Raw genomic sequence first — 20,506 nt, 5'->3', positions numbered from 1 at the left:
GGTCACTCCGTTTCTGGTTCGAGTTCGTGTTCGAGCGCCCAGACGTGGAGGTGACCGAACGCGGGGAACAGTGCCCGAGCCGTTTCCGTCGGTTCGTATTCGACCCGCGGTGGGACTTCGTCGTAGGCGGTCCGTGAGAGCAGTCCGGCGTCGGAAAGCTCCGTGAGCCGGGTCGAGAGCGTGTTCGGGGGAACCTCGAGGCTCGATTCGAGGTCGCGAAACCGAAGGGGTCCGTCGGCGAAGGCGAACGCCGAGAGGACGGCGATCGCGTGAGCCCTGCCGAGCAGCCCAAGCAGTCTGGCGACGGTGGCCTCGACGCGCTCGCGCTCGTCCGGGGCCAGTTCCTCCCGAAGTCTCCGGGCTTTCTCGGGTGTGTATCCCAATCCGAGTTCGAATTCGGCGTCGGAATCCATAGTAAGTTTCTGGCGACTCTGAGTATTACTCTTTCTTTCGAAGTATAGCGAAAACACCATCTTCGGGCCCAATACTTCGACACTTCGAAGTTGCAAGTATATCCGGTCGGGGGTGATAATGAACGCATGAAGATCGCCGTATTCGGTGCGACGGGACGGACCGGCGTCCCGCTGTGTGAGCGAGCGCGTTCCCGGGGACACGAGGTGGTCGCGCACACCCGATCGCCGGAGAAACTACCCCCGGAGTTGCGCACAGACGAGGGGGTGACCGTCGTGACGGGCGATGTCTACCGAGGGGAGGGAATCGAAACGGCTCTCGAAGGAGTCGACGCTGTCGCGAGCGTGCTCGGCCAGACCGGCGACGGCCCCGACGACCTGCTCGCAGTCGCGGGCGGACACGTGACCGCAGCGATGGCCGAGGCGGGCGTCTCGCGATACGTGACGCTCGTGGGCGCCGGCGTTCGGACCGACGGCGAGTCGGTGTCCCTCGGCGGGCGGGTGATGGGTCTTCTGTTGCGGCTGTTCGCCGGGGACGTCCTCGCGGACGCCGGCGAACACGTCCGGCGCGTCGGAGCGACGGACCTGGAGTGGACGGTTCTGCGAGTGCCGCGACTCGGCGAGGGCGATCCCGACGGGGAGTACCGGCTCGGCGACATCGACCTCGGGTTCGGGGCGGTCGACCGTGCCGACGTGGCGGCCGCCATCCTCGAGGTGCTCGAAGACGGGACGTACGTCCGGGAGTGTCCGAAGGTGGGACCGGCGTGAGTGGGGATCGAACCGCGGGCGAGACGATCCTCGTCACGGGGGCGACCGGGACCGTCGGCGGGGCGGTCTGTGAGGAACTGGCGGGGGATCAGGGACCGTCGGGTCGGACCGGTGGAGACGGTTCGACGGTTCGGGCCGGTGGAGGCGGTTCGGCGGGCCGATTCGACGGCGGTGATCTGACGATCCGGGCGGCGACTCGCTCCCCGGGGACGTTCGACGGGGCTGCCGACGAGGTCGTCCGGTTCGATTTCACCGATCCGACGACGTGGCGGGCGGCGTTTGCGGGCGTTGACGCGCTGTTTCTGGTGCGTCCTCCTGCGATCTCCCGGGTTCGGCGGGATCTGCTTCCCGCGCTGTCGGCAGCGATCGGGGCGGGGGTCGAACGGGTGGTGTTCCTGTCGGTAATCGGCGCCGATCGGAACCCGATCGTCCCACACGCCCGGATCGAATCGTGGCTTGCCGAGTCGGGGGTCGACGCGACGTTCCTCCGGGCGTCGTTTTTCATGCAGAACCTGCTCGAGGACCATCGCGAGGAGATCCGGGACGGCCAGCTGTTCGTTCCTGCCGGCTCCGGGAAGACGAGTTTCGTCGACGCCCGGGACGTCGCCGCCGTGGGCGTCACAGCCCTCCGCGAGGGGACCGACGGTGACGTCCGGGCGTACGACCTGACGGGGCCGGCTGCCCTCGGGTACACGGAGGTGGCGGACCTCCTCACACGGGAACTGGGGCGGGAGGTGCAGTACGTCGACCCGTCGGTGATCCGGTTCCTGTGGCGGCGTATTCGGGCCGGCGAGGGATTCGGAAAGGCGGCCGTGATGGCCGGCATCTACACAACTGCGCGGCTGGGGTTGGCCGACCGCGTGACCAACGACGTCCGGCGGGTGCTGGGACGGGAGCCAAGGGGGCTGTCGGCGTTCGTTCGGGAACATCGCGATGTGTGGGGTTGATCGGGGCCGAGAACGTTTGAAACGGGACTCCGTGGATTTTTACTGCTGGCAGCTGTCGAGAATCACGTGTTCGACCGTCTGCGCAATCTGCTTCGGTCGGTTTCTCGAGCCCGTTCCAGTGAGACCGACGACCGGGACCGCGGAACGGACGACCAGGACCACGGAACTGACGACCGGGACGGGGAGTCGGATCAGGTTGTCGGCTCCGGGGAGGCGATCCTGTCGCCCCAACACCGTCGGTCGCCGGCGGCGGAGGCGGAACTGGAGCGGCTGGCGGAACAGGCCGACCAGCAGACACGGGACGAGCCGTAGGGTGCTGGGGTCTCGGCTCCGGCGAAACCGTTGTGGTGCCGTTACCGCCGATGTGAGACCAGTTCGGCGATTCCCTCGGAGAGGTCAATCTCCGAGTCGAAGCCCAACTGCTGGCTGGCCTTTTCAGTGCTCGCCGTGCTCTCCTCGATGTCGCCCGCCCGCGGGTCGGTGTGGACGATTTCGACGGTCGAGTCTACGCACTCGGCGACGACGGTTGCGAGCTGGTTGATGCTCGTGCTGTCGCCGGTGCCGACGTTGAACGCCTCGCCTACCGAGTCGGTGACGAATGCGCGCACCGTCGCCCGAACGACGTCGTCGACGTGGACGAAGTCCCTGGTCTGGGTCCCGGTTCCGTGCACTTCGATCGGTTGGCCCGCCAGCGCACGTTCGAGAAAGACGTCGATCACGCCGCTGTAATCGCCGCCCTGCTGTCCCGGGCCGTAAATGTTGAAATACCGCAGTGCGACGGTCGGTACGTCGTAGAGCCGGGTGTACAGTCTCGCGTACTGGTCCGCGGTGAGCTTCGAGAGCCCGTACGGCGAGGTCGGCTCGGTCGGGTGGGATTCGGTGATCGGGACCGATTCGGGCTCCCCGTAGACGGCCGCACTGGACGCCAGGACGAACCTGGCGTCCGCTCTCCTGGCAGCTTCCAGGGTCGACAGCGTCGCGTCGGCGTTGATCGACTGGGTGCGCTCGGGGTCCTGGACCGACTCCTCGACGCTTACGAGTGCGGCCAGATGACAGATGCCGTCGACGTCCGCCGCCGCTCGTTCGAGCAGGTCGTCCTCGCGGACGTCCCCCGCAAACACCTCGACGCCGTCGGGGACGTTCTCGCGGCGACCGGTCGAAAAGTCGTCCAGAACTCGGACCTCGTTTTCGGGGTGCAGCGCCCGGACGAGGTGGCTCCCGACGAACCCGGCGCCGCCGGTGACGAGGATCGTCTGTCCGTCGAGGCCCGCATCCGCGGCAGACGGGGGAGACCCGGTCATACTACAGCCCTGGACCAGACGGAGTTCCAAATCGAATGGGTCCTGGATTCAGTGATCGTTTCGCCGCGTCCGGGATGGAGACCGGGGACGGAGGCTCGATTCGCGGGATGGACAGCGGGACACACGAATTGGGGTGCGATACTCTGTGAGTTAGTTATGCGTCGAAAACGCTCCGAGAGTCCCGATTTATGCGGGTATTAACTTCATAATCCAGATCGGCGCCAAGAAAAGTACACTTTTGGTTGACCACGACTACGGGAATTCACATGACGGTTCTCATCACCGGTGGAGGCGGATTCATCGGGTCTCATCTCGTGGATCGCCTTCTTGCGGAAACGGAGGCGGAGATACTGGTCCTCGACAATTTCTCCACCGGCGACGTCGCCAATCTCGCTCACGTCGAGTCCGATCGGCTCGAGGTGCGGACGGGCGACGTCCGAGACGCCGAGGTCGTTGCAGAGGCGGTGGCCGAGGCTGACCGGATCTATCACCTCGCAGCAGCCGTGGGGGTCCAGAACGTCGTCGACAACCCACTCAAGTCGCTACAGGTGAACCTTCACGGCACAGAGAACGTCCTCGAGGCCGCAAGCGAGGACGGCACGCCCACCTTCCTGGCTTCATCCTCGGAGATTTACGGAAAGAGCGAAAGCCTCCCATTCTCGGAGTCGGACGACCGGGTGGTCGGCCCGACGACGGTCACCCGCTGGGGGTACACTACCGCCAAAGCGACCGACGAGTTCCTCGCATTGAGTTATCACGACGAGTACGACCTCCCGGTCGTGATCGGGCGGTACTTCAACATCGTCGGCCCGCGCCAGACTGGCGAGTACGGCATGGTGATCCCGACCTTCGTCGAGCAGGCGCTTTCGGGCGAGCCGCTGACTGTGTACGGCGACGGCACGCAGACCCGGAGTTTCACCCACGTCACCGACGCGGTCACTGTGACCCACCAGCTACTCGAGACCCCCGCGGCGCACGGCGAAGTGTTTAACGTCGGCGCTCCCCAGCCAACGGCGATCAACGACCTTGCCGATCGGGTACTGGAGCTGACCGGCAGCGAGTCGGAGATCGTCCACGTCCCATTCGAGGAGGCGTACAGCGAGGACTTCGAGGAGCCGGATCACCGCGAACCGGACGTCTCGAAGCTGGAGTCGCTGCTCGGCTGGGCTCCCGAGGCAGACCTCGATCGGATCCTCCGGGACGTCATCGAAGCGCAGGCCGACGCGCCCGTTGACCTGGAGGCGGTACGATGACTCGCGAGGTGGCGACCCTCAGGGACAGGCTGGTCGACAGGGATGCAAGCGTCGGCATCGTCGGCCTGGGCTACGTCGGGTTGCCGCTGGCGCTCGAGTTCACGGCCGCCGGCTTCGACGTCTCGGGGTTCGACATCGACGTCGGGCGCGTGGAACGGCTATTGAACGGCGACAGCTACGTCGACGACGTGAGCGACGGGGACCTGGCGGCCGGCCTGGCGGCGGGCTTTACTGCCGGGGCGGACCCGAGCATCGTCGAGGGCTGTGACGCGTACGTGATTGCGGTACCTACCGGGATGAACGACGCGACGGGCGAGCCCCGGATGGACGCCGTCGAGGCAGCCGCCGAGACCGTCGCAACGCAGTCGGGCTCCCGGGAGACGCTGGTAGTCGTTTCGAGTACGGTCTACCCCGGAGCCACGCAGGAGATCGTCGCACCGATCGTCGTGAACGACCGCGAACGGACGCCGGCCGACGCGCCGGTGCGGCTGGCGATGGTCCCCGAGCGGTTGAACCCCGGCGGGGACGTCCCGTTCGAGGAAATCCCGCTGGTGGTGGGCGCCGACACAGAGCCGGCGCGGGAAGCGGCCCTGGCACTGTTCGACGCCGTGGTCGCCGACACGCATCCTGTCGCGTCGACCGAGACCGCCGAACTGGCGAAGACACTCGAAAACACCTACCGGATGGTGAACATCGCCCTGGTGAACGAACTGGTGACGCTTGCGGAGGGACTCGACGGCGACGTCTGGGAGGCGATCGACGCTGCGGCGACGAAGCCGTTCGGCTTTCAGGCCTTCTACCCGGGACCGGGCGTCGGCGGCCATTGCATCCCGGTCGATCCGCAGTTCCTGGCGTGGCGGGCCGAGGAGTTCGGCGGGGAGCTGTCGTTCTTGCAGGACGCCCACCGGCTCAACGAGCGCATGCCCGCGCTGGTTGTCGACCGGCTGGAGACAATGCTCAGGGCGCGGGGCGTCTCGCCCGACGAGGCGTCGGTTGTGGCGCTCGGGGCCGCGTACAAGCCGAATGTCGGCGACACCCGGAATTCGCCGGCGCTGCGGGTGGCCGACCGGCTCGACGACCGCGCGACAGTGACGGTCGTTGATCCCCACGTCGACGAGGATGGAACCGCACGTCAACTGTTGCGTTCGCCCAGGGAGGCAGATCTATCCGGGGCCGACGCGGTGCTGCTGCTCGTCGATCACGACGAATTCGACCTGGAGTACGTCGGCGAACGGGGGCGATTCGTCTTCGACACCAGGAACGCGATGCCCGAGGAGTGTGCCGCCGACGTGGTGACACTGGGTGACGTCGTCGAGCAGGCGGAGTTAAACCCAGCCGTTTTGTCGCCGTAGTGGTCTCTGGTTTACAGCTTTGATTCGATAGCCAGTTGCGGACCCGTATGGTCAGTACAACTCAATGCGGCTTACTCGTCATCGCTGTCCTGGCCAATCACCAGCTCGAATACGTCGGTTCCCACCTGCCAGAACTGTCGGAAGACGATTTTCAGATCCCCCGTGAATGACTGAGTCCGAATGTACTGAATGTCGTACTGAATTTTCTCGCGGGGTTCCTGGCTGGTTGCGTCATTGATCTGGGCGAGCCCCGTCAGGCCGGGTTTAACGAACCAGCGGTGTCGCCAGTGGTCGGCCTCGGCTTCGAAGTCCGATTCGAGATCCGTCTGGGCCGGCCGGGGGCCGACGACGCTCATGTCGCCGACGAGGATCGACCACAGCTGGGGAATCTCGTCGAGGTGGGTCGTCCGGAGGAAGTTTCCGAGTGGCGTCTCCCGATTGTCGTCGATCGTCGTGCCGACTTCACCTTCTGGATCGGGCTTGAGCGTTCGGAACTTATAGACCGTGAAGGTCTCCCCGAAGAGGTAGGTTCGCTTTTGCGAAAACAGAACTGGTCCCTCACCCTCGAGTTTGATCGCGAGGGCGATTAACAAGATTACCGGCGAGAGAGCGAGCAGGGCACTGCCGGCGAAGGCGACGTCGAAGGCGCGTTTGAGGGCATAGTCCTGAATGTCCCAGGGTTCCACCTCGACATCGACGAGTGTTCCGAGGCTGTCCTCGGCCGTGAGCACGCTGTCGGCGTACTCCCGGTGGACCTTGGCTGCAACGCCGTGTTCGTAGCAGGCGTCCAGCGCGCCGAAGAACTCCGCCCGATCGGGTTGCCGGAACGCCAGGACGACGGCGTCGATATCGCGTTCGACGAGGGCGTCCTCCAGGCGAGAGAGTCCACCGAGGTGTTCGAGGTCGGCCTGGACCCCACCGTCCGCGCGTGGCGGTGCAGGGATCGCGTTCTCGGCTTCCTCCTCGCCGCCGAAGACTGCCGTCGGGGCGAGATAGCCTACGAAGGGGTGCTCAGTCTCCGTGACGATCCGTTCCAGCTGACCCGGATCGTCGCCGACCAGCAGTGTGCGCTCGGGATCACTCGTGGGTCGACGGCGGATCCAGACGAACCACAGCGGGATCGCCACGAGGAGGGCCCCGACCATCATCGTCAGCGTCGCACGCGGATGTCGGTACGACCACCGGAAATACCCGAGCGTTGCGAGCGCGAGTCCCCCCACGAGCACCCGCTTTTGGGCGAAGAATACTGTATCGAGGATGCGCCGCGGACGAGGTTTATAAAGGGGAACGAGTGCACCCCCGATCGCGACGACGCTCAACAACAGTGCGAGCTGAAGTTCCGCACCTGTGAGAACCGTGGGATCGAGGCGGTTAAAGAGGGGAACGTATGTAGTAAACAGCAATTGGGCAGTGGGGTGGTTGGCCACGAGCAGTGCACCGGCTGTGAGACAGATCACACCTGTTGCACTCGCGATGCGGTAACGCCAGCCGGAGAGCATTCGTTACTACCCCAGATGGGGACTGATATTAATATTTTGATAATGGAGAGATACAGTTATCTGTGCGTGAGTGTCCGGATCGGCGGAACGACCGGCCGAACCTACTTTTTGCGGGTGCCCTACCGTGTTCCGTGACAACCGACGACCCCGAGGACGACCCTGTCGGCGTGTGGTTCCTCGATCGCACCTATTCGGACGACGAACAGAACGTGATCACCCTGACGTACGCGACTCCCGAACTGGGTTGCCCCTCACCGGATCATCGACAGCGCCATCTTGAAGGAGGTGACGGCGTCGACGGCGTGGGGGACGTCGGCGGGCATGAGGATCGATTCGCCGTCCTCGAGTTCGTGGCGCTCGCCGTCGAGGATGACGGCGGCGGTGCCGTCGAACACCTGCAGGAGCGCGTCGTGGGGGGCGGTGTGTTCGCTTAGGTTCTGCCCCTCGTCGAAGGCGAAGACGGTGACCGAGCCGCCCTCGTCGTCGATCAGCGTCCGGCTGACGATCGCGCCGGTCTGGTAGTCGACGAGGTCGGATAGTTCGAAGACGGTGCCGGCGAGGTCGTCGGTCCGAGTGGAGCTGTCGTCTGACATGAGTGCGTCGGCGTGCGCTGCCGATGTGGGCGGTTGGCGACCCGGCTGTATAAAAGGCGGGCGATCTGTTCGTCGGGTTCGAGGCGTTCGTCGGGTTCGAGGCGTTCGTCGGGTTCGAGGCGTTCGTCGGGTGCGAGGCGTTCGTCGGGTGCGAGGCGTTCGTCGGGTGCGAGGCGTTCGTCGGGTGCGAGGCGGTCGTCACGTTCGGCCTGGGTGGCCAGAGCGGTCAGGAGCGCTGCTCGGAGACCACTTGTTCCCCGTCGTGTTCGACCGTCACAGCCGACGGGAGTTCGTCCTCGAACACGACGACCGTCTCGTAGTCGATTCCGATCGGGGCTTCCCCGCACGCCTCGTCCTCGCCGGCGTCCTCGTAGCTTTCGACGTTCACGACGAGCGTTCCGTTTTCGAGCGTGCCGTTTTTAAGGGTGACACTCTCGAGCTTGGCGACGTAGCAGGTGTTGTCTCCCGGAATGGTTCCCGACACCGTGACTGTCTCCGCTTCGAACCTCACGGTTGCAGCCTCCTCGAATTCGAACGCGGAGCCGAGCACGTCGAACCGCGTCTCGCGGACGCCCGCTACGTCGTCGCCGTCGCCGTCGTCGGGAGTTCCACCGTCGGTCGGCGTGTCGGTCACGTCGGTGCCTCCCGCGTCGGTTCGATCCTCGTCTGGTGGTTCATCGCTGCCTCCGGTGTCGAGACATCCGGCACCCCCGCCCGCGATTGCGGCGGCCGCCGTCGCAAGCAGGCTGCGTCGGTTCATCCCACACCAGGGTTCTGTACGCTCATAGCTTTTTGCGCGACTTTGACCCGTCCGGCGACACGGCACGCTCCTGGCCTCGCCGACGCCTTTCGGCTGCCGGATCCGGTTCGAGGGCCGTCTCCCCGGTCGTATTTCGAGGGATCAGGAGCGCCCCCCACCGACGATCCGCACGTCGTCGAAGCCGAACACGGGCGTGCCGTCGTCCGTCTCGCCGGCGAGTTTCGCTTCGTCGTCATCGCGATCGAAGCCGGTGTCCCCCGTCGCGAAGTGACAGTGCCAGTCCTCGTCGCCGCTGTCGTTCACGTCGTCGACGTGGCCGCCGTCGTGAATCGGGGCTGCCCCGTCCCCGGTGTCGATCGTCGGTGGTGCGCCGAACCTCACCGTGTCCGGATCGAGCGCGGCAGGCGAATCGAAGTCGGCTGTGTGCAACACTGCGACCGGGATGATCGTCTCGTCTCGCAGATTGACGGGGTTGGTCCCGTTCTCGGACGGTTTGACGTCGATCGAGACTCGGATGTGCACGGTGACGTCTTCGCGGTGAACCGAACGCTCCTCGTGGGCGGCCCCGTCGTCGTCGGTGACGGTGAGCGTGACTGTCATCAGGCCACCCTCGTCGTACGTGTGTTCGATCGTCGGTTCGTCGGACGTCTCGACGATGCCGTCGCCGAAGTCCCACTCGTACTCGTCGATCTCACCGTCGGGATCGAACGACGCCGAGGCGTCGAACGCGACGGGTTCGCCCCGGACGGCCGGCTGTTCCGGCGGGTCGACCAGCACGTCGAACTCGGCGATCGGATACGCGTTGATCCGGATCTCCTGCTCGGTCACTGATAGTTCCTCGTCCGAGCCATCGTCTTTGTCGGTGACGGTGAGCGTGACGTCGAATGTCCCGTAATTCCCTTCGCCGACCGGTCCGTAGGAGTGTTCGATCGTGGGTTCGTCGGTCGTCTCGGTGGTCCCGTCGCCGAAGTCCCATTTGTACTCCTTGATCTCTCGCGGTTGGCCGGTGTGCCTATCAGTCGGGGCTTCCGAGGCGGACGCGTCGAAGATGACGGTGTCCCCTTCGTTCACGGGTGGGTCGTTTGCGACCTCGAAGGCTGCGGTCGGGTAGCCGAGCGTGGTGACCACCAGTCGTTCGCCGTGCTCGGTCGATTCCCACCCTTCGGCGTCCTCGGTCACGGTTGCGGCTGCCCGGAAATCGTATCGGGTGTCCGGTTCGAGATCCTCGGCGATTTGTCCGAAGAGTTCCTCATTGCCCAGGATCGGGGCAATCGGCTCGTCCGGAGAGATTTCCTCGCCATCCGTGCGCTCCCAGCCGGACGTGCCCTGTATTCGGAATTCGAAGAACACCTCGGCGGTATCCGAGCCGACGAGATGGTTCACCCGACCGATCAGCGACGCATGCTCGTGGCGTCTCGCGCCGGTTCCACGGGTCTCCACCTCGAGCAGGTCGTTTGCCGAATCGAGGCCGAGCGCGTTGGCGACGTCGACCAGGCCAGCGCCCTGTTCCTGTGCATCGAGTCCGAGATCCTCGGCCGTCGACTCGAGGACGTCCTGGACGTCTCCCGGCGGGGTTCCGTTCGCGAGCAACAGCGCCGCGGCGCCGGCGACGTGTGGCGCAGCCGAGGAGGTCCCGCCGGTCCGGTGGGTTCCCCCGTTCAGCCGCGTTGTGAGGACCCCCCGGCCGTCCTGAGGCGATCCTGGCGCGGGGGCCGTCGGCGCGCCGATGTCGACCTCGGGTCCCGTCGACGAGATCGTCGACAGTTCGTCCAGTTCGGTGATCCCACTCACGCCGACGTCCTGTGGATAGCCGCCCGGGAACGTCACGTCCCCGCCCCGTTCGTTCCCGGCCGAGGAAATCAACACGACGTCCCTGGCTGTGGCGTACTCCATCGCATCCTCGACGGTCTGGCTGTGGGACGACCCCAGGCTCATGTTCGCGATGTCGATGTCGTTGTCGGCAACCCATTTGATCCCCTCCGCCAGGTCCGAGGAGAAGCCCTCTTCGGTTGCGCCGGCCCACACCTTCACCGCGTGTAAGGTCGCTTCGGGGGCCACGCCGATCGGGCGATTGCCGGTGTCGTGGGAGGCGGCCACGATTCCGGCGACGAGCGTTCCGTGGCCGTTGTCGTCGTGCCAGTCCTCGGGGCAGTCTCCGCTGTCGCAGACGTTCGGCGCGAAGTGAAGCGAATGGTGGAGGGTGTCGACCAGTTCGTCGTGGCGGAGGTCGATCCCGCTGTCGACGATCGCGACGCTCACCCCCGCGCCGGTGTGTCCCGCCTCGTGGGCGATCTCCGCGTCGATGCGATCTGCGCCCCAGTCGAGGTCGGCTCCACCGTGCCCCTCGGGCCAGATCGTCCTGTCGTCTTCGACGTACCGGACGTTCGGATTCCGCTGGAGCCCCCGGAGCGCCTGGTCGGGCCACCGGCCGACGATGGCCTGTCCGATCCGGCCGAAATCCAGGGTTTTGATCGTTCGATCCGCCGGCAAGCCGCGGTTGACAATCCCTGCTCGGCCCGGCTGTACGCCGACGATTCGCCGTTTCGGTCGCGCTGCAGCTGCGGGTTGGGATCCGATGGCACCGACGGCACCGGCGGCACCGGCGGTCCTGAGAACGGATCGCCGACTGACCGGGAGGACGTCGTCGTCGTCGGATTCTGTGTGGTTCGTGTCTGTCATGGTTCAGTCTCACGTTGGTCTCACTGCTTCACACTGGCCACCGGACGAGGGGGTTTTCGTCCCCTGTGGCCACCTCTCGTCGCAGTCGGGACGGCAATCGCCGCCGGTCAATCGACTGTGTGAAGTGGTAACCAATGGGGGGTTATTGTCATCAAGCTATCTTTTGAAATGATTGCAACAGGTGACCGGTTTGCAAGGGATGGACGGACTCTCGAAGGTGGAGATATGCCAGGGAGTGCATCCGTCGGCACCCCCTGGCGAGAGCCGGTCTGGCGTTCGTCCACGAAACGAACTTCACCGGACCGTTCGTATTCAGTGGCCATGCTCGAGCCCCTCCCCTCGCCGACACACGAGTTCACGGCCGTGGGCCTGCTCGGGTTCGCCCACGTCGTCCTCGCGGTCGTCCTCACGGGCGTTCTCTGGCGGTATCTGCTCCCGGACTGGCTGGTCGTCGTGGCGTTTCTCGTGGTCGCGCTGGCGCTCGTCCCCGCGTTTCTCCCGCTGTATCGCCGGTACTATCCCGAGGGGCCGGCGGTGGACTACTGTGCCCTGACGAACTGTGGGGCGTGTTCAATCGGGGTCAGTTGTCGGTGTGGCGTCGACGAGAACAGAACCGCTGTCCTCCCCGAGTCCAGACGGGTACTGGGTGGCGGGAATCTGGACGGCTACTGATACTCTCGGGGGGCTGTCCGGTGAACTGCTCCCCCGCGGACGGTGGCGCGGGGACGCCTGCTCTCAGGTGGGCAGGTTTTCTGTTTCGCTACTCCACTTCTACACCGATGCGGAACACTCGGTGACGACCTCGAAAGCCCCGAGTCGCTGGAGTCGAGGGCTTCGGTGCGCTCCTCGCTCACGTCGTTCGCTGCGGTTTCCGTCAGCCGTCTTCCTCCAGCGACTCGCCCCTTTCAGTCCCAACCCCGCTGTCTGACCGAATGGCGGCGGCCAGCACCACGAGTTCACGATAAGTTGGTTAGATAACGTCGCAAGTCGTTTGACTTCGGTAGCTTTAGTAATACAGAAGGATAAAGATACTACTAACGATGGCAAGTAGTACAAATGAACCAAGAGTAGTACGCGTGTCTCAGAAGGGGCAGGCCACGATCCCGAAGGGACTGCGAGAGAAGTTCGGGATCGAGACGCCGGGCGAGGTGTTCGTCTACGAAGAGCAGGGGCGCATCATCATCGAGCCGGTGCCGTCGCCGGATGAGCTCCATGGAATCCACGCTGGAGAGCACGAACGCGGCGACGTGCTGGCGCGGGTTCGTGAGCTGACAGACGAAGAAAAGCGCACGGAAGAGGAGCGAGCTGAACGGCTACGCCCGTCCGAGGACGCATGAGCGACGGGTACGTCTTCGATACTGAAGCGATCATCGCCTTCCTGTACAACGAACCCGGCCACGAGGCCGTCGCTGATCTTCTCGAAGAGGTCTTCACCGGTAGTGCTAACGGATTCCTCACCGAGACAAACGCGAGTGAAGTGTTCTATCTCGTTGCTCGGTTCGAAGGCGTGGATGACGTTCCGACAGACGTCTCGCTGCGGGAAGCTGACCGAGACATTCGTGCACTCGAACGGCAGGGATTGGTACTCGAAGCGGCTGACTGGCGACTGGCAGCAGAAGTGAAAGCCGGTGGGAGCATCTCACTTGCCGATGCGTACGCCGTTGCGCTCGCCCGCGAACGTGACGCGACGCTCGTCGCCGGGGCTGACGATGACTTCGACGAACTGCCTCTCGAAGTTGCCCTGTACCGGTTCCGGGAAGACGGCGTGTGAAGCATCCGGCGTTCTCCCGGGAGGGGGTAAAGCAGATCGCCGCGAGCGAACACGAACTGCGCTCCGGGGACGCGCAGCTGGTTTCGCGCGAGGAAGTCGTCGAGATGATCGACCGGGACGAGGATGGCGAGTGAAGACGATTGGACGTGGACGACGATTGAAGGTGGACGACGAGTGGACGTTCTCCCCGCGTGCCGCAGACCAGTTCGAGCGCCTGGATCCACACGTTCAGGATCGTATCGTCTCGAAACTCCGGGTCGGACAGTACCGGCTGGCTTGCGTTCTGGATCGCGACGGGTCGGTTCTCGAGGTCCATCGAATCGAGCACCGAAGCGGTGCCTACACCGCCGACGATTGAGGGGCTATTTTTCGCGTCACCTACCGGGACGACCGCGCGTGGGGGCGCGGTCGCCCCCGGAATAGCCGACAGCCGGTCTTCACTACGACCGCCTCTCGTCACCTACCGGGACGACCGCGCCCTCGTGATCTCATAATGACAGTTGTAGGCCGTTACCGGGCGATCGGCGGACCGGGTGGCCGATCGACCGGTAAATCACTACAACCGTCATTATCAATGCATATGCCTCGAGCCCTCTCTGCTCGGTACTTCAGAGGTGGTCGATCGGCTTGTTGATGATCTGGAAGACTTCGCTCGCCCGGTAGAACCGATTCCGGTCTTTCCCGGTGAGTTCTTCGAGTATGCCGTCATTTTCGAGCTGTCCGATCAGTCGGTTGGCTGTGCTGTATTCGACATCCAACCAGTCGGCTGCTGTGTTCACGTCCAAGTACGGATCTTCGAAGAGCCGCATCACCAGTTCGAGGATATTCTCGGACCGCTCGCTCTGATAGTGCTGTTGATAGTCTTCTCGGAGGTCGACCAGCAGGTTGGCCCGCTGGTGGGCCTCATCTGCTTGCGACTGCACGCCACGCAGGAAAAACAGGAGCCACTCCTCCCATTCACCGTGCTGACTGACTGACAAGAGATGATCAACGTACTCCGACCGTCGTGCGTTGAAATAGGAACTCAAGTAGAGATACGGCTCCGGCAAGAGACCGTCACGTTGCAGAAGGAGACTGATCAATAGCCGCCCGAGTCGTCCGTTCCCATCGAGAAACGGGTGAATCGTCTCGAACTGGTAGTGGATCAGCCCGATTCGGAGAAGTGGATGCAGATTCGTCTCGTGGTTCGCATACTCGAGCACGTCTTCGAGAAGGTCGGGGATCTCGTTCGGTGGCGGCGGCACGTACCTGGCGTCTTGGATGTATGGCGTACTGCCGATGAAGTTCTGAGTCGTACGGAGTTCTCCTGGGTCAGCCTCGTCCCCACGGACACCCGAAAGCAACCGGTCGTGCATCTCGCATAGCAATTCGACGGTGATTGGATCGCCAGCTGTGATCGCATCCAACCCGTGCGTCAGCGCGTGCAGATAGTTCACGACTTCTTGGGTACCCTGCTGTCTGTCTTCGTCGATGAGAGCTTTTTGTCCGGCCTCATAGGCGTAGATGTCCGATAGCGTAGCATGTGTCCCCTCGATTTGGGAGGATTCCAGCGCTTCTTTTCGGATGAACGGCTCGATAAGGATTTCTCTCGAGCCGACACGTGGACCAATGCCATGGAGCCGACCGAGTGCCTGTGTCGCCTCCGCTAGCGGCGTAATGAGCTGTTCAGTATTGATTGCGGGCGGAAGCGGATCAGGTCGAAACGCCGCATACGTCCCCTTCGATGTCGTCGTGGGAACAATCTCACCGGGCGCTGCCTCGTCGAAGTCATCTCGCTCCATTGGTGGTATCCTTACGAATATGCCCACCACTATTGGCATTTTTGGTACTAAATCAAAATAAAAGTCTGGCTGATTGCGCTGTTACAACTACTCAGTTCGATGTCCATGACCGATTCGTGAGGGTCTGCGGGCTGGATCCGGCGAGCGCCTTCGGCGGGTTCGTGGACGGACTCGCGGAAATCGTTCTCGGTAACCCCGATCGGTCTGTTTCGTTCGACACGATCGGTTGGCCGGTCCGGAGAGACACACCACTCTTGCAAGTGAATCGCGACGTGGTCGGGGGATGCACTGGACAGTCACGCTTCACTCGAAATTCTGGTGTGTGGTTTCGTCGTCCGACTCGAGGCACACCCCACCACGTCGAGTGTTCTGCAGACCAGTCGGTGGTGTGTCTGTGTCGTTTCCGGCACCGGTCCGGATCGACTTTCATCGAGGTCGAGGACGGAACGAGAGCCGCCGTCACCGAACGGCAGTCGGAGATTTCGCGCCGTGTTCGATCAGTTCGCTGTCGAAGGAGACGAGCGTTGCATCGATCGCGTCATCGGACCGATCGGTATCTCGGGTGACGGCTGCGACGAGAACGTTCGTATCGAGACGGAGTTTCATATCCGTTCGCGGAGGTCGCGCACTTCCTCGACGGAATCGACTTCCACGTCGACAGCCAGCTCCGCGAGTGCATCTCCCAGGGGCACGGTTTCGTCGTCTTCGGGATCCGAACCCATGAACTCTCTGAAATCGTCCGTGGTGAGACTCATACGCGTTGTTTGCACTTCATCAAGAAGCAAGGCGGATACCTCGGGGTCGTACGGAAATCTCCGATTTCCGTGATGACGAGACGCTCCGCGTCTCGAACCACTTGACCCCGAGGCAGTTGACCCCGCAAAAAGCCTTGCCGATAATCGTCTTCACAGTGTCGAGGGTTCTGCAGACCAGTCGGGGGAGACACACCGCCGTCGACGTGTTCTTCAGGGGCTTTCGCGATCCATCCACACCCCTCGTTTCGTCTGTTCTTGATTCGTCGGTCTTCGAGGGTTTCGAGGAGATCGAGTACTCGTCGTACGAACTGGTCGGTGTGGGGCCTGGTGACTGATTCTGCGGGGGATCGCGTTGGTGTGGGTTTTCGACGACGTGGAACAGATCGGTGACGACCTCGAAAGCCCCGAGTCGCTGGAGTCGAGGGCTTCGGTGCGCTCCTCGCTCACGTCGTTCGCTGCGGTTTCCGTCAGCCGTCTTCCTCCAGCGACTCGCCCCTTTCAGTCCCAACCCCGCTGTCTGACCGGCCGGTTGCCGTCAGTTGTGTACTCGTGTACCTGTTTCAGTTTGGTCGCGACGACCTCCTCGTCCACTATCTAGATCTCTCCTTTCGCGAGTCGGTCGATGAATTCCCGCCGTTCCCGTTCCCGAGCGGGGGCCGTCTCCTCGTATTCGGCGTCGATCCGCTCTCGGTAAGCGTCGACGTCCCGCTCGTCGCCGATCAATCGGATCCCCTCCTGGAGGGCGGCGTGGGCGACCGGAAGCGGGAGCTGGGAGACGTCGCTCACGTCCACGAACCCGTCGGCGTACTCCTGGAGATCCGCGTCGATCCGATTTCGCCGGCGGAACCGCTCCTTCGGGGACAGTTCATCGGGGAACCGGAGGGCGATATCGACGTCGGACGATTCTTGGGGAGTGCCCCGAGCCCGTGATCCGAACAGGATCGCGAAGACCACGTCGGCGTCCGCGAGATACTGGCGAATCCTCTCCACGTCCACGCCGTCGACCGTCGCCCCGTCCGCGTTCCCTTCCGCCATACGTCACACTACGCTCCCGGGGGCAAAACGATTTGGTCGGATTCGTCTCTGGCGGCGAACTTCGTGGACGTTCCTCCGGGTCTGGGGCCTCGTCGTCTACGGAATCCGATCGGACCATCGGGGAAATCGAATCGGCACGCTCGTGTATCGGGGTCTGCAACCCAGGTTCGAACCCGAATCCTCCGGGTCGCACCGTGGCTGTACCCGAAGATGGTTGGATCTCGTCACCTACCGGGACGACCGCGCGTGGGGGCGCGGTCGCCTCCGGAATAGCCGACAGCCGGTCTTCACTACGACCGCCTCTCGTCACCTACCGGGACGACCGCGCGTGGGGGCGCGGTCGTCCCCGGAATAGCCGACAGCCGGTCGTTCGGCACCGAGGTGGGGGTCAGTCTCCCGTGCACGTGCTGGGCCGGGATCAGGCGGGTGCCTGACCCGTGTCCGGTGCGTCGAGAGAAACCTCGACGTCGATTTCGTCGAAGCGAACGATCGGTCGTTTCGCCCGGCCGTCCGTTTCGAACTCGACGACGTTGAGCGCCTCGAGTTCGGTCAAGTTACGGTGTACCTCCTTGAAGTCACGGTCGACGACGTCGGCGGCTTCGCGCATGCTTTCGGGTTCGTGTTCCCTGATCGCCCGCAACAGCTGGAGGTTCGCGGGGCTCAGCAACCGATGCAGTTCGGTCTCGTCTTCGAGGACGAGCACGTGTCGGTCCTCGACGTCTTCGTCGCGTTCGAGCGCTCGGATCCGTTCTCGTGCCTCTCTGCGGGTTCGATCGCCGGTGCCGACGCGAACGACGAGTTTGGTTCGATCTGTCATGGTTTTCCTCCGGAAACTGGTCCTGTCGTTGTGGCGTTACGGTGGGAGGCCGTCGACTTCGGTCTGAAATTGCTCGAGAAGTTCGAGCATCCCCGGAACGGTGATCGTCTCGACGCCCTCGGGCGTGTGCCGCTCGTGACCGTTCGTACGTTCGTGTGCATTATCGTATCGAAGCAGCGTTTCGCCGTCGACGGTCCCGTAGTGGAGGGCGTAGTCCCACCCAGAGGGATACTGATCGTCGCACGTTCGTCGGATGCGAACGTGTTCGACGTAATCGCCGACGTTCCGCGTGTACTCTTCGACCGTCTCGTAGTCCGCCATCCACGAATGATGGTTCCCTCCCCATCACTAATAAACTGTTGGACGATCCGGTAGTCGTTTCGGGCGTCGTCGGGTCGCCCCTCGATCGTCTCGTGGGCCAGCGCGGGATGGCCACTCTGGCGGCGAACGTTGTGAGGCGTTCCTCGGGTCTGGGGCCTCGCCTCTCCGGAATCCGGTTGGAGCGTCGAGGAGATCGAATCGGCACGCTCGTGTATGGGGGTACACGATCCGGGTTCGAACCCGAATCCGCCGGGGCGCTCGACAGGTATCTCCCGACACGAACGGCGGCGGACAGTACCACGTCCACCGACTACGTAGATCGTTCTCTCCAATCGAGAGCCGAGAAAAAGCAGCGTTCAGGCGTCAGAGCGGTCGGCTTCTTGCTTCAACAGCTCACGTACTCGGTCGAAGTGGCTGCTGATGCCCTCGGGCATCGACTCGAACTCGTTCTCGCTTACAGGCGGCTCCTGTCTTTCACTCCGTGCCATTGCTCAAACCTCTTGACGAATCGTTCGGCGTTCTCGCGTAAATCTTCTTCGGCGTAGTCGAACGCCTCGTTCGCCGGAATCGGCGGCGAAACCTCCTCTGTGCGGTACTTCTCTCCGTCGCGGTACACGTCACGGTGTGATCCCCTTTCGGTCACGTCGTGGCCCCCGGGAGCGTCCTGATCGTGATCGTACCGAACGACCTCCTGCCAGTCGCCGTCGATCCAGTACTCCAACTGGATCATAAACCGGGTCACTACGCCGCTCTCTGTGGAGAACGCCGTGCGCAACTGCACGCGGTCGGCCAGCCGCTCGGGCGGGGGCGTTACCTCGTCGTCCGTCATTTCTCATTACCACGGCCGCTCGAAGTTCTTCGTCGCGTTTTTGATGGCCAGCTGTTTTGTCTCCCTGACATACGCGATTCCTTGGCCTCCTGACCCCGAACGCACTTCGTCTGGCTATCGGTTATAAAACCCGGGACACTCGTCCGGGGCCGTTCCGAAGAGAAGTGTGTGGGAGGAAGCACACTCGATCCAGAACAGACGAACCGAGGGGTGTGTTCCTCGCTTCGGATACCTCGTCGTTCCCGAAAGCAGATCGGACCAGCGAGGAAATCGAATCGGCACGCTTGTGTATCGGGGTACACAACCCGGGTTCGAACCCGAATCCTCTCCGGGTCGCACCGTGGCTGTACCCACAGACGGTCGGATTTCGTTACCTACCGGGACGACCGCGCAGGAGGGCGCGGTCGCCCCCGGAATAGCCGACAGCCGACCGTCTGACACGATGGGCGGCGGCCAGTACCACGTCCACGCGACGAGTCGGGATCAGGCGGCGATGGGCCACGACGCGCTTGCTTCGATCCGGAGAGCTACCAACTATCTCGCGGCGCTTTCCCGTGATTGTCGAGGCAGGCCCGGGCGACCCGCCATCAGTTCGCTTGCAAAGTGTGCGTCAGCCTACCAGCGATTCGAAACCTCGATGTCGAACTCCGTAACATTCGTTTCGACAAGATTTATTGCGATTTGCGTGCAATTCACTACTAGGATGGCAACGAGAGAAGCGAACTGGGATACTCCGCTCGATACTGGCGGCGAGGCGTTCGAGCTCCTCGGGAACGCTCGCAAAGCATGGATCTATACCTATCTCCGGCATCATCCGGAGACAACGATTCAGGACATCGTCGAAACGCTCGATCTCCCGCAACGAACGGTCTACGAATACGTCGACGAGCTCGAAGCTGCAGGCTTCATCGAGCAGTCGAACGACGGACGTCCGGCGACGTACACGGCTCACGAGATGGACCTCCAGCTGATATCAGGGGACGTCGAACGACGGATCACGCCGGCGTTGGTCGAGGCGATTGCCCGTCGAACGCGGAACGAAGACATCGATACGTACGTCGATCGCCACGGACTGGATGGGCTTTCCGTTGCGCTCGAGTACGCTCGCGAATACGTCGATGGATCGGTCACGCACCACATCATGGCTCGTGAACAAGAGATCTCTCCGCTGGAAGCGGGAGTGATCCTGGATGCACTCCGACCCGTCGTCGAGGATTGATCCGAGATGGAGCGCGATCGCCCCGGAATAGTCGACGTCCGTGTCTCCCGGTCACTGGTGGAACCAGTCGTACCAGTCTCCGAGGTCGACGATCTCGTTTTCGAGGCCGTCAGCTCCGTACTGTGCGAACACCTCGTCGAGGGCCCGACCCAGCCCATCGGGGTCGCGGTCGGGAAGATCCTGTTCGCGATACAGAACGATTCCGGCGTGGGTGAGTTCTCGATGGAGCGGCTCGAAGTCCTTCGCGTTGTTCGAGAGCAACACGATCCTGCGTTCGGCACACCACTTCAGCAGTTCCCGGTCGACGGTTTACTCCCCGAAGCGATCTTCGGCCTGGACAGTTTCGTAGCCGCGCTCCCGAAGGACGGTCTCGAAGACTCTCCCGACGTGCTCGTCCAGAAGGATTGTCGGATCGG

At 63.4% G+C, this 20,506-nt stretch carries 24 protein-coding genes and 2 pseudogenes; 12 read left to right on the top strand and 14 right to left on the bottom strand.

Annotated features, from left to right (window positions below):
• Window positions 1-2 precede the first annotated feature (2 nt).
• Window positions 3-413 carry a winged helix-turn-helix transcriptional regulator gene (locus tag AArcCO_RS14405; RefSeq protein WP_259534186.1) on the bottom strand — a complete coding sequence of 137 codons (411 nt, stop codon included), beginning with the start codon at window positions 411-413 and terminating at the stop codon, window positions 3-5.
• Between the two features lie 126 nt (window positions 414-539).
• Between AArcCO_RS14405 and AArcCO_RS14400 the strand changes: the two genes are divergently transcribed.
• The 3 genes from AArcCO_RS14400 to AArcCO_RS14390 all read left to right on the top strand — a co-directional run bounded on the left by AArcCO_RS14400 (window position 540) and on the right by AArcCO_RS14390 (window position 2,437).
• Window positions 540-1,178: an NAD(P)-dependent oxidoreductase gene (locus AArcCO_RS14400; protein WP_259534185.1), complete on the top strand. Its 639-nt coding sequence runs from the start codon at window positions 540-542 to the stop codon at window positions 1,176-1,178.
• On the top strand, window positions 1,175-2,125 hold the full coding sequence (locus tag AArcCO_RS14395) for an NmrA family NAD(P)-binding protein (protein WP_259534184.1): 951 nt from the start codon (window positions 1,175-1,177) through the stop codon (window positions 2,123-2,125). The genes AArcCO_RS14400 and AArcCO_RS14395 overlap by 4 nt, the downstream gene beginning before the upstream one ends.
• Window positions 2,126-2,191: 66 nt before the next feature.
• Window positions 2,192-2,437 (top strand): hypothetical protein, encoded by a 246-nt coding sequence (locus tag AArcCO_RS14390; RefSeq protein ID WP_259534183.1) that lies wholly within the window; start codon window positions 2,192-2,194, stop codon window positions 2,435-2,437.
• A gap of 41 nt (window positions 2,438-2,478) precedes the next feature.
• Here the strand turns inward: AArcCO_RS14390 and AArcCO_RS14385 are convergent, their stop codons facing one another.
• Complete coding sequence (locus AArcCO_RS14385) at window positions 2,479-3,426, bottom strand: NAD-dependent epimerase/dehydratase family protein (protein ID WP_259534182.1); 948 nt, start codon at window positions 3,424-3,426, stop codon at window positions 2,479-2,481.
• A gap of 266 nt (window positions 3,427-3,692) precedes the next feature.
• On the opposite strand from AArcCO_RS14385, the gene AArcCO_RS14380 reads away from it, so the two are divergent.
• Together AArcCO_RS14380 and AArcCO_RS14375 are read left to right on the top strand one after the other, a co-directional pair.
• On the top strand, window positions 3,693-4,679 hold the full coding sequence (locus AArcCO_RS14380; protein WP_259534181.1) for a GDP-mannose 4,6-dehydratase: 987 nt from the start codon (window positions 3,693-3,695) through the stop codon (window positions 4,677-4,679).
• Complete coding sequence (locus AArcCO_RS14375; protein WP_259534180.1) at window positions 4,676-6,031, top strand: nucleotide sugar dehydrogenase; 1,356 nt, start codon at window positions 4,676-4,678, stop codon at window positions 6,029-6,031. The genes AArcCO_RS14380 and AArcCO_RS14375 overlap by 4 nt, the downstream gene beginning before the upstream one ends.
• 71 nt (window positions 6,032-6,102) lie before the next feature.
• Here the strand turns inward: AArcCO_RS14375 and AArcCO_RS14370 are convergent, their stop codons facing one another.
• Window positions 6,103-7,530 (bottom strand): sugar transferase, encoded by a 1,428-nt coding sequence (locus AArcCO_RS14370; protein WP_259534179.1) that lies wholly within the window; start codon window positions 7,528-7,530, stop codon window positions 6,103-6,105.
• 131 nt (window positions 7,531-7,661) lie between these two features.
• On the opposite strand from AArcCO_RS14370, the gene AArcCO_RS16000 reads away from it, so the two are divergent.
• Window positions 7,662-7,964, top strand: a complete 303-nt coding sequence (locus tag AArcCO_RS16000; protein WP_345780868.1) for a DUF7967 family protein — start codon at window positions 7,662-7,664, stop codon at window positions 7,962-7,964.
• On the opposite strand, the pseudogene AArcCO_RS14365 reads toward AArcCO_RS16000, so the two are convergent.
• The 3 genes and pseudogenes from AArcCO_RS14365 to AArcCO_RS14355 form a co-directional block, all read right to left on the bottom strand.
• Window positions 7,869-8,123: pseudogene (locus AArcCO_RS14365) on the bottom strand (cupin domain-containing protein); the annotation flags it as partial. The gene AArcCO_RS16000 and the pseudogene AArcCO_RS14365 sit on opposite strands and share 96 nt — an antisense overlap.
• Before the next feature lie 226 nt (window positions 8,124-8,349).
• A complete protein-coding gene (locus AArcCO_RS14360; protein ID WP_259534177.1) occupies window positions 8,350-8,883 on the bottom strand; it encodes a hypothetical protein in 534 nt (177 codons plus the stop codon).
• A 141-nt stretch (window positions 8,884-9,024) separates the two neighbouring features.
• Window positions 9,025-11,562, bottom strand: a complete 2,538-nt coding sequence (locus AArcCO_RS14355; RefSeq protein WP_259534176.1) for a S8 family serine peptidase — start codon at window positions 11,560-11,562, stop codon at window positions 9,025-9,027.
• Between the two features lie 321 nt (window positions 11,563-11,883).
• Between AArcCO_RS14355 and AArcCO_RS14350 the strand changes: the two genes are divergently transcribed.
• From AArcCO_RS14350 to AArcCO_RS14330, 5 genes and pseudogenes are all read left to right on the top strand, one after another.
• The gene (locus AArcCO_RS14350) at window positions 11,884-12,234 is read left to right on the top strand and encodes a hypothetical protein (protein WP_259534175.1); all 351 of its coding nucleotides are present in this window, start codon (window positions 11,884-11,886) and stop codon (window positions 12,232-12,234) included.
• Between the two features lie 368 nt (window positions 12,235-12,602).
• The gene (locus AArcCO_RS14345; protein WP_345780867.1) at window positions 12,603-12,899 is read left to right on the top strand and encodes an AbrB/MazE/SpoVT family DNA-binding domain-containing protein; all 297 of its coding nucleotides are present in this window, start codon (window positions 12,603-12,605) and stop codon (window positions 12,897-12,899) included.
• Window positions 12,896-13,333, top strand: coding sequence for a PIN domain-containing protein (locus tag AArcCO_RS14340; protein WP_259534173.1), 438 nt, complete (start codon window positions 12,896-12,898; stop codon window positions 13,331-13,333). The genes AArcCO_RS14345 and AArcCO_RS14340 overlap by 4 nt, the downstream gene beginning before the upstream one ends.
• Window positions 13,330-13,467: pseudogene (locus AArcCO_RS14335) on the top strand (CopG family transcriptional regulator); the annotation flags it as partial. The gene AArcCO_RS14340 and the pseudogene AArcCO_RS14335, both read left to right, overlap by 4 nt.
• A 23-nt stretch (window positions 13,468-13,490) precedes the next feature.
• Window positions 13,491-13,691 (top strand): type II toxin-antitoxin system RelE family toxin, encoded by a 201-nt coding sequence (locus tag AArcCO_RS14330; protein WP_345780866.1) that lies wholly within the window; start codon window positions 13,491-13,493, stop codon window positions 13,689-13,691.
• 250 nt (window positions 13,692-13,941) lie between these two features.
• Here AArcCO_RS14330 and AArcCO_RS14325 read toward each other — a convergent pair whose 3' ends face one another.
• The 7 genes from AArcCO_RS14325 to AArcCO_RS14295 all read right to left on the bottom strand — a co-directional run bounded on the left by AArcCO_RS14325 (window position 13,942) and on the right by AArcCO_RS14295 (window position 18,871).
• A complete protein-coding gene (locus AArcCO_RS14325; protein ID WP_259534170.1) occupies window positions 13,942-15,153 on the bottom strand; it encodes a Fic family protein in 1,212 nt (403 codons plus the stop codon).
• Window positions 15,154-15,573: 420 nt separating this feature from the next.
• Window positions 15,574-15,720: a hypothetical protein gene (locus AArcCO_RS14320; RefSeq protein ID WP_259534169.1), complete on the bottom strand. Its 147-nt coding sequence runs from the start codon at window positions 15,718-15,720 to the stop codon at window positions 15,574-15,576.
• Window positions 15,717-15,869, bottom strand: a complete 153-nt coding sequence (locus AArcCO_RS14315) for a hypothetical protein (protein ID WP_259534168.1) — start codon at window positions 15,867-15,869, stop codon at window positions 15,717-15,719. The genes AArcCO_RS14320 and AArcCO_RS14315 overlap by 4 nt, the downstream gene beginning before the upstream one ends.
• Before the next feature lie 594 nt (window positions 15,870-16,463).
• Entirely contained in the window at window positions 16,464-16,904 is a 441-nt protein-coding gene (locus AArcCO_RS14310) for a type VII toxin-antitoxin system MntA family adenylyltransferase antitoxin (protein ID WP_259534167.1), read from the bottom strand.
• A 418-nt stretch (window positions 16,905-17,322) separates the two neighbouring features.
• On the bottom strand, window positions 17,323-17,721 hold the full coding sequence (locus AArcCO_RS14305) for an HVO_A0114 family putative DNA-binding protein (protein ID WP_259534166.1): 399 nt from the start codon (window positions 17,719-17,721) through the stop codon (window positions 17,323-17,325).
• Between the two features lie 36 nt (window positions 17,722-17,757).
• Entirely contained in the window at window positions 17,758-18,042 is a 285-nt protein-coding gene (locus AArcCO_RS14300) for a toxin-antitoxin system TumE family protein (protein ID WP_259534165.1), read from the bottom strand.
• Between the two features lie 454 nt (window positions 18,043-18,496).
• A complete protein-coding gene (locus AArcCO_RS14295; protein ID WP_259534164.1) occupies window positions 18,497-18,871 on the bottom strand; it encodes a DUF7718 family protein in 375 nt (124 codons plus the stop codon).
• 703 nt (window positions 18,872-19,574) lie between these two features.
• On the opposite strand from AArcCO_RS14295, the gene AArcCO_RS14290 reads away from it, so the two are divergent.
• The gene (locus AArcCO_RS14290; protein WP_259534163.1) at window positions 19,575-20,090 is read left to right on the top strand and encodes a winged helix-turn-helix domain-containing protein; all 516 of its coding nucleotides are present in this window, start codon (window positions 19,575-19,577) and stop codon (window positions 20,088-20,090) included.
• A 51-nt stretch (window positions 20,091-20,141) separates the two neighbouring features.
• On the opposite strand, the gene AArcCO_RS14285 is transcribed toward AArcCO_RS14290, so the two are convergent.
• Complete coding sequence (locus AArcCO_RS14285) at window positions 20,142-20,381, bottom strand: DUF5615 family PIN-like protein (RefSeq protein WP_259536462.1); 240 nt, start codon at window positions 20,379-20,381, stop codon at window positions 20,142-20,144.
• Window positions 20,382-20,506: the final 125 nt, after the last annotated feature.

This window comes from Halalkaliarchaeum sp. AArc-CO (assembly GCF_024972735.1).
Taxonomy (GTDB): domain Archaea; phylum Halobacteriota; class Halobacteria; order Halobacteriales; family Haloferacaceae; genus Halalkaliarchaeum.
This window is presented reverse-complemented; position numbering and strand designations above follow the sequence as displayed.

Excerpts from the sequence above, each read along its gene's own strand:
- AArcCO_RS14325 (WP_259534170.1), bottom strand. The coding sequence starts at position 15,153 with ATGCCAATAGTGGTGGGCATATTCGTAAGGATACCACCAATGGAGCGA.
- AArcCO_RS14315 (WP_259534168.1), bottom strand. The coding sequence starts at position 15,869 with ATGAGTCTCACCACGGACGATTTCAGAGAGTTCATGGGTTCGGATCCC.
- AArcCO_RS14310 (WP_259534167.1), bottom strand. The coding sequence starts at position 16,904 with ATGGCGGAAGGGAACGCGGACGGGGCGACGGTCGACGGCGTGGACGTG.
- AArcCO_RS14320 (WP_259534169.1), bottom strand. The coding sequence starts at position 15,720 with ATGAAACTCCGTCTCGATACGAACGTTCTCGTCGCAGCCGTCACCCGA.
- AArcCO_RS14340 (WP_259534173.1), top strand. The coding sequence starts at position 12,896 with ATGAGCGACGGGTACGTCTTCGATACTGAAGCGATCATCGCCTTCCTG.
- AArcCO_RS14400 (WP_259534185.1), top strand. The coding sequence starts at position 540 with ATGAAGATCGCCGTATTCGGTGCGACGGGACGGACCGGCGTCCCGCTG.
- AArcCO_RS14360 (WP_259534177.1), bottom strand. The coding sequence starts at position 8,883 with ATGAACCGACGCAGCCTGCTTGCGACGGCGGCCGCCGCAATCGCGGGC.
- AArcCO_RS14300 (WP_259534165.1), bottom strand. The coding sequence starts at position 18,042 with ATGGCGGACTACGAGACGGTCGAAGAGTACACGCGGAACGTCGGCGAT.
- AArcCO_RS14380 (WP_259534181.1), top strand. The coding sequence starts at position 3,693 with ATGACGGTTCTCATCACCGGTGGAGGCGGATTCATCGGGTCTCATCTC.
- AArcCO_RS14295 (WP_259534164.1), bottom strand. The coding sequence starts at position 18,871 with ATGACGGACGACGAGGTAACGCCCCCGCCCGAGCGGCTGGCCGACCGC.
- AArcCO_RS14405 (WP_259534186.1), bottom strand. The coding sequence starts at position 413 with ATGGATTCCGACGCCGAATTCGAACTCGGATTGGGATACACACCCGAG.
- AArcCO_RS14345 (WP_345780867.1), top strand. The coding sequence starts at position 12,603 with ATGGCAAGTAGTACAAATGAACCAAGAGTAGTACGCGTGTCTCAGAAG.
- AArcCO_RS14385 (WP_259534182.1), bottom strand. The coding sequence starts at position 3,426 with ATGACCGGGTCTCCCCCGTCTGCCGCGGATGCGGGCCTCGACGGACAG.
- AArcCO_RS14290 (WP_259534163.1), top strand. The coding sequence starts at position 19,575 with ATGGCAACGAGAGAAGCGAACTGGGATACTCCGCTCGATACTGGCGGC.
- AArcCO_RS14370 (WP_259534179.1), bottom strand. The coding sequence starts at position 7,530 with ATGCTCTCCGGCTGGCGTTACCGCATCGCGAGTGCAACAGGTGTGATC.
- AArcCO_RS14375 (WP_259534180.1), top strand. The coding sequence starts at position 4,676 with ATGACTCGCGAGGTGGCGACCCTCAGGGACAGGCTGGTCGACAGGGAT.
- AArcCO_RS14350 (WP_259534175.1), top strand. The coding sequence starts at position 11,884 with ATGCTCGAGCCCCTCCCCTCGCCGACACACGAGTTCACGGCCGTGGGC.
- AArcCO_RS14355 (WP_259534176.1), bottom strand. The coding sequence starts at position 11,562 with ATGACAGACACGAACCACACAGAATCCGACGACGACGACGTCCTCCCG.
- AArcCO_RS14305 (WP_259534166.1), bottom strand. The coding sequence starts at position 17,721 with ATGACAGATCGAACCAAACTCGTCGTTCGCGTCGGCACCGGCGATCGA.